This window comes from Streptomyces sp. S3(2020) (assembly GCF_013044505.1).
Taxonomy (GTDB): domain Bacteria; phylum Actinomycetota; class Actinomycetes; order Streptomycetales; family Streptomycetaceae; genus Streptomyces.
In genome coordinates, this window is the sequence record NZ_JABERD010000342.1 from 1 (window position 1) to 6681 (window position 6681).

The 6681-nt window shown below is 70.0% G+C and carries 6 protein-coding genes and 1 pseudogene; 6 read left to right on the plus strand and 1 reads right to left on the minus strand.

From position 1 onward, the window contains the following. Positions 1–184: 184 nt before the first annotated feature. The 5 genes and pseudogenes from HLK59_RS51725 to HLK59_RS46955 form a co-directional block, all read left to right on the plus strand. Positions 185–365, plus strand: a pseudogene (locus tag HLK59_RS51725) (phage holin family protein); the annotation flags it as partial. A 183-nt stretch (positions 366–548) separates the two neighbouring features. Beyond that, entirely contained in the window at positions 549–854 is a 306-nt protein-coding gene (locus HLK59_RS46940) for a hypothetical protein (RefSeq protein ID WP_346779993.1), read from the plus strand. Between the two features lie 153 nt (positions 855–1007). Beyond that, positions 1008–1709 (plus strand): antibiotic biosynthesis monooxygenase, encoded by a 702-nt coding sequence (locus tag HLK59_RS46945; protein WP_171147807.1) that lies wholly within the window; start codon positions 1008–1010, stop codon positions 1707–1709. 82 nt (positions 1710–1791) lie between these two features. After that, positions 1792–2388: a helix-turn-helix domain-containing protein gene (locus tag HLK59_RS46950; RefSeq protein ID WP_171147808.1), complete on the plus strand. Its 597-nt coding sequence runs from the start codon at positions 1792–1794 to the stop codon at positions 2386–2388. Between the two features lie 4 nt (positions 2389–2392). Beyond that, positions 2393–3127: an SRPBCC domain-containing protein gene (locus tag HLK59_RS46955; protein ID WP_171147809.1), complete on the plus strand. Its 735-nt coding sequence runs from the start codon at positions 2393–2395 to the stop codon at positions 3125–3127. Positions 3128–3138: 11 nt separating this feature from the next. On the opposite strand, the gene HLK59_RS46960 is transcribed toward HLK59_RS46955, so the two are convergent. Then, positions 3139–4968, minus strand: coding sequence for an endonuclease/exonuclease/phosphatase family protein (locus HLK59_RS46960; RefSeq protein ID WP_171147810.1), 1830 nt, complete (start codon positions 4966–4968; stop codon positions 3139–3141). A gap of 285 nt (positions 4969–5253) precedes the next feature. Between HLK59_RS46960 and HLK59_RS46965 the strand changes: the two genes are divergently transcribed. Beyond that, the gene (locus tag HLK59_RS46965) at positions 5254–6672 is read left to right on the plus strand and encodes a hypothetical protein (protein WP_171147811.1); all 1419 of its coding nucleotides are present in this window, start codon (positions 5254–5256) and stop codon (positions 6670–6672) included. Positions 6673–6681: the final 9 nt, after the last annotated feature.

Here is a 6681-nt window from a genome sequence, read left to right on the forward strand (position 1 = left end):
TCTCTTGGCGTGTGTGTTGTGTGATATTGTGTGGCGCACTGTTTGTATTCTGCTTTTGTTTTTGTACAGGTCGGGGACTCCCCGTGCTCACACCTTTCTCTTCCTCTGCTCGCGCCAGTGTGTACAAGGGACAGGCCCCTTCTCGACCGGCTCCGCCCCCTCCGGAGAGGAGGCGGAGCCGGTCGAGAAGGGGCGGCGTGCGGGTCGCGGTGGCGGGCTGCGCGGTATCGCGGGCGTGTTCGCCTATGCAGGCCGGCCTGTTCGCCCTGGTGGGTACGGTGACCGCCGCGCTCATCGTGACGGCGGTGCTGTTCGTGATCGTGGCTGTGCTTGCCGTTCGGGGTCGGGCCCCGTCGCGCCGCGCTCCTGCGTCCAGGGAGACCTCGGCGGCAGGGAAAGGGGGCGTCGATGACGGCAAGGGGACACCGGGCGTGGCGAGTAGGGCCAAGGGGTCCGAGGGGCTACGTCGGCAGGTAGTGGAGGCGAGGGAGTAACTCGGTTACGTCGTTGGGGAGTTGGCGGGCTAGGCGGATGTGAAGGGGCTGGCCGTGGCGCGTGCCGCGGATCTCAGGGACAAGGCCGGTGCCATGACCGTGCGGTTGCGCAGCGGCGCGGTGCAGGCCGGTCATGTCGTTCAGGGCGGGGCCAGTTGGGCGGGGCATGCCGTCGAGCACGATGTGCCGCGTCCTGTTCGTACCGTCGTCCAGGCGGGACCGCGGCATCCGCGGCCGGTGCTGGTCGTGGGGGTGGTGGTGGGAGTCGTGGTCGCGGAGGAGATGCGGCGGCGGAACGGGCGGCAGCGGAGCGGCAGTTGTGGCGCGGACTGCGCCCCCAGACCCCCGCTTCGGCTGTGAGCGGGCCTCGTCTTCGAACTCCCCCCGGACGGGCTGAAAGCCAAGGCACGGAGGACACCGGCTCCAGCCGTGCGGGCTTGACCTGAATCTTGGTTGAGGTTGGAGGGTGGGGCGGACATCGAGTGTGAGTGATCACGAGTGAGGGAGTCCGCCATGGCCCGCCGTACCGACGACCATCCCGATCTGACCGACCCCCGTGTGGGCGCACCCTTCTTCAGTACCTGGCGCGTGGGCGGCCCCGAGCGGCAGCGTGCCGCGGTCGAGGCGATCGGTCGTGCCTGGGAGCGCAGGCCCTGGCCGACCCCCGATCTGCGCTCGTACCACGTCTACCTCGGCCATGGCACCGACACGCTGCTCCACCACTCGCAGTGGACGAGCGAGGCGGCGTACGAGGCCTTCGTCGAGACGCACCGGCAGGAGCGGGTCGACGAGATCGACACCGCGGTGCCCGACATCGAGCGCCTGTGGCTCGGCCGCTACCGGCGCTATCGCAGTGGTGTCCAGGAGGGCGACACCCGGGTGCCGGGGTGCGTCGTGATCGTCGACGTCGAGTTCGAGGGCCCTGATCCGGACCGGCAACGCGCCTGGGTTGACGCCGTGTTCGAGGCGCTGGAGAGCGAGCCGGACGCGCATCCCGGTGGTATTTCCGGCCACTTCCACCTGAGCACCGACGGTACCCGCGTCCTGAACTACGCCGAGTGGGAGAGCGCCCAGGCCCACATCGACGCCATGGCCACCCCCGGGCGCGGCATCGGTTCGCCGTCCGCCCTCTGGGAGCGCGTCCACAGCTGGCCCGGGTTCAAGAGCAGCACGGTCGGCCGGTACGACCATGCGCTGGGGCTCGTTCCCGAGTGAACCGGCGGGCCCGTCCGACGGGGCCACCACCGAAAACTCTTCCCTCCTGGACAAAAAAAGTTTTCGGTGAGACCGTGGACGCATGCTGGACGTGACCGTGATCGAGGACCCCGAGGCCGCAGCCGTCTCGCTGGACCCCATACGGGCGAGGCTGCTCGCCGAGCTCGCCGCCGGACCCGCGTCGGCGGCGATGCTCGCCGGCAAGGTCGGGCTGCCCCGGCAGAAGGTGAACTACCACCTCAAGGCGCTGGAGCGGCACGGCCTGGTCGAGCTGGCCGGGGAGCGCCGTAAGGGCAATGTCACCGAGCGGCTGATGCGGGCGACCGCCGCGTCGTACGTCATCTCGCCGCTCGCGCTCGCCGCCGTGCAGCCGGACCCGGACCGCTTCCGCGACCAGCTCTCCGCGCGCTGGCTGCTGGCGCTCGGCGCCCGGCTGGTACGGGATGTCGGTGCGCTGATCACCGGCGCGACGAAGGCGCGGAAGCGGCTGGCGACGTACGCGCTGGACGGCGAGGTCCGGTTCGCTTCCGCCGCTGAACGGGCCGCGTTCATCGAGGAGTTGACGGTGGGAGTCACCGCCCTGATCCGCAAGTACGACGCTCCGGACACCGAGAGCGGTCGTGATCACCGGATCGTCGTGGCGGTCCATCCCACGCTCAAGCAGACCGAGTTGGAGTAGAGCCATGTCCAAAGAGTTCGAGATCGCCCGCGAGTTCGAGGTCGACGCCACCCCGCAGCAGGTGTGGGACGCCGTCACCACCGGTACCGACGGCTATCTGTGGCCGATGGAGCCGCCGGAGCCCAGGGTCGGCGGCAAGGGGCCCTTCGGGTCCACCGTCACCGCCTGGGACCCGCCGCACCGGTACACCAACCGCGTCGAGGACGTCGAGGGAATCTCCGAGCAGACCATGAACCAGCTCGACTACACCGTCGAGCCGCGCGACGACGGCCGCCGGGCCTGGGTGCGGTACGTGCACAGCGGGATCTTCGTCGACGACTGGGACAACCAGTACGACGGTGCCGCCAAGCACACCGACTTCTATCTGCACACCCTGCGGGAGTACCTCACCCACTTCGCGCCCCGGCCGGCCGCCTTCGCGACCTTCGACGGACCTGAGGCGTCGAAGGCCGCGGACGCGCTGGAGGTCGTCGCGCGGGCGCTCGGCATCGGGGAGGGCGTGGCGGTCGGGGCCTCGGTGAGGGTCCATGGGCCCGACGCGTTCGACGCCGTCGTCGACTACCGCGACCCCTGCTTCATCGGGCTGCGCACCGACCGGGGCCTCACCCGTGTCTTCGGGCGCAACCACTGGGGCCACCCGGTCGGCATCTCCCTGCACGACTTCACACCGGGTGATGACATCAAGGAGTGCGAGGCCGCCTGGCAGGACTGGCTGAACGGGGTGTTCAACCAGTCCTGAACCGGGAGGACTTACGGCTTGAAGCGCAGGACCTGCGGGTCGTGGTCGCTGATCTGGTCGTTGAACTCCGAGTTGACGTGCACGCTGTCGTACTCGAAGTCGCAGGACTTCCGGATCGAGGGGCTGACCAGGATCTGGTCCAGGACCTGGGCGTTGCCCTGGTAGACGTACGAGTAACGCTCGCTCTTCGGCAGCGACTTGATCGCCGACCAGAGGGCGCCGTCGCTCTCCAGGATCTTGGCGGTGTCGGAGAACTCGAAGTCGTTGATGTCGCCGAGGGCGATGACGTCCGCGTTCTTCTGGGTGGCCAGGACATCCTTGACGAACGCGTTCACCGCGGTCGCCTGGAGGTGGCGCTGGGTCTCCGAGCTGCGCGGCACCGGCTGGTACTGCGAGGTCAGACCGTAGTCGCCGCCCTTGGAGTTGAAGTGGTTGGCGATCACGAAGACCGTCCGGCCACGGAAGACGAACTCGCCGACCAGCGGCTTGCGGCTGTTCGCCCAGGCGGTGTTCGTGGGGTCGATACGGCCGGGGGAGACCGTCAGGGCCGCCTTGCCCTTCTCCTTCGTCACACCGACGGCCGTCGTGGCGTCGCCGCCCGCGCGGTCGGTGAAGGAGACCCGCTCCGGGTTGAAGAGGAACACCTGGCGGATGTTGCCGCCGGGCTCGCCGCCGTCGGTGCCGTTCGCCGGGTCGATGGAGCGCCAGTCGTACGTCGGGCCGCCCGCGGCGACGATCGCGTCGATCAGCTTCTGCACCGTCTGGTCGGCGGCGACCGTGCCGTCGTTCGTCGCGCCGTTGTTGTCCTGGATCTCCTCCAGGGACACGATGTCGGGCGACTGGAGGTTGTGCACGATCGCGGCGGCGTGCTCGGCGAAGGTGCTGTCGGACGGGTCGAGGTTCTCGACGTTGTACGTCGCGACCGCCAGCTCGCCCTTCTTCTGCTTCTGCGTCGTCTCACGGGCCACACCGGCGCTCTTCAGCGTGCCGATGGTGTTGGCGACGAGGGTGTAGCCGCCGAACTGGTTGTAGTCCAGGGGGCCGGAGGTGGCGCCCTCCAGGACGTCGCCGACGTTCGCCTTCGGGAAGGCGGAGGTCGCGCCGAGGGACTGGATCTGGATGCGGCCCGTGTTCTGCGACTCGTAGGAGCCGTAGACCGTGCCGCCGCGGTGGTTGGCGTTCTCGCGCGGCTTCACCGTGACCCAGAGCTCGGTGTACGGGTCGGTGGCGCCGGTCACACGGGCGTCGGCGACCTGGACGTTCTCGCCCTCCAGGGACTCGTAGTAGTCCAGGGCGTACTTCGACGGCTCCAGGGTCAGGCCGTTGATCGAGTTGCCCGCGGCGCTGTCGCCCGCCGGGGCGTACGCGGCCGGGACCGACTTGGCGCCGATGACCTTCGCGGCCGGGACGGCGTTGCCGCTGGAGACGACGGTGAACGTCGGCTTGGTGATCTCGGTGACCGACTGGTTGCCGGAGGTGGCGCCGGCCGGGACGTACTCCGTGACCGTGCCCGACACCGTGACGAGGTCGCCGACGGCGACACCCTTCGGGGTGGAGCTGGTGAAGACGAAGACGCCCTCACTGGTCGCCGGGTTGGCGTCGGCGTTCGGGTCCTGGATCCAGAAGCCTCTGGAGGAGCCGTAGGTGCGGATGCCGGTGACGATTCCGGACACATCCGTGACGGCCTTGCCCGCGTACGGGGATATGCGCGTGGTGCCCTGGATGTCGTGGATGGCCACGGAGTCCGCGTGCGCGGGAGAGGTCAGGACGATGGTGGACGCCGCGGAACAGACGGCGGCGACGGTGAGCGCGGCGAGGCGCGCAGAGGACTTGCTCGGCAACGGGATCCCTCCGGGGACGTGCGTGGGCGCCGGGACGAGGGTGAAACGTGTGGGAGCCGAACCGGTGGGGCGGTGCGACGCGCGTAGAAAATACAGTGAACAGATGTCCAGCAGATGTCTACGCGCGTAATCTCCTGCCTGGTCAGGCCACTTGTCAAGGTTTCGGCCATGTACACGGCCCGACGGGTAGATGAACCGGGCGGCATGGGTGGAAATCCGTCTAGGCTGAGCGGCTGAGTGGTCCAGCCGCTGAGTGGTACGCCGCGTTTCTAGGAGAACCAGCCGATGTCAGACAGCTCCCCCTTGCCGCCGGTGCGGCTGCACCCCGAAGCGGAGCTGGCGCGTGACGCCCTGTCCACGCCGTTGCTGTCCCGGGCCGCCCGGCTCGCCCGCTGGGCCGGACCCGACACCCGCGTCGACGCCGGCGGCGAACTCGTGGAGGAGCAGCTGCCCGCCGCCGCCGAACTGCTCGGCCTGACCGGGGACGACGCCGCCGCGTTCGCGAGCGAGGCGTGGCGGGTCGCCGTCGACACCGGGCTCGTCGAGATCGCCGACGAGGACGAGGGCACCGTCGCCGCGGGCGAGGAGCTCGCCCTGCTCACCGGCGGCACACCGCACGACGTGCTCGCCGTGTGGCAGACGGCACTGGAGACGGTGCTCGCCGACGCGAGCGTGCCGGACCTGGACCTGGACGTGGACGGCGAAGCGGAGATCGACTTCTCGTCGCTGGAGTGGGACCCCGAGGCGGAGGCCGAGTTCCTCGACGGCGTGCTCGGCAATCTGTATCTGCTGACCGTCAACGAGGAGGGGCCCGGCGACGGACCCGTGCCGCTGCCCGCGCTCGCCGCCTCGATGATCGTGCCCAGTGACATGGGAGAGCCCACCAACGACGTCCTGGAGCAGGTCTCCGACGCGATGATGCGCCTCGACGACCAGTTCCGGCTCCTGGAGCCGGTCGGTCTGGTCGAGTACCAGCCCGTCGACGAGGCGCTCATGGCCGACGCCGACGAGGAGCCCGCCGCGCCGGTCGACGACACCGACGTGTCCCGGTACGGCATGGTGCGGCTCACCCCGCTCGGGCTGTACGGGCTGCGGGCGCGGCTGCTGGAGGCCGGATTCCCGGCCCCCGCCGTCGGGGACCTCGCCGACAAGGGCGCGGACGCGCTCCTCGACGGGACCGCGCACTTCCCGCCCGCCGCCGCGCAGGCCGAGACCGAGCAGTGGCTCGCCCGACGCGAACCCCTCGCCTCGGCACGGGAGTTGCTGGCGGCGGCCCGGGGCGGGGACGCCGGGGCGCCGCTGCGGAGGCTGCGGTGTCAGCAGGCGCTCTCGCTGGTGGGCGCCGCCGCCGAGCCCGCGCTGCGGGAAGTGCTCGACGACGCGGAGCTCGGAGGTCTGGCCCGGGTCTGGCTGAGCGAGCGGGGCGCGTCCGACGTTCCGCCGCCGTCCGAGTCGATGATCTTCTGGCTGACCGTGGACACGGTCGCCGCGCAGCTCGCGGCCGAAGGCAACTCCGATGAGCTGAGGGCGCTGGTCGAGGGGCTGGCGCAGCAGCACAGCGGGTTCTTCTCGGCGGCCTGGCGGGTGGGTCACCCGGCGACCGCGGATGTCCTGGAGGCGATGGGGCGGCTGCATCCGGACAAGAAGATCGCGAAGGAAGCACGAAAGGCGGCCTTCAAGGCGCGGTCCCAGCAAGGGGGTTGAGGGCGGCGG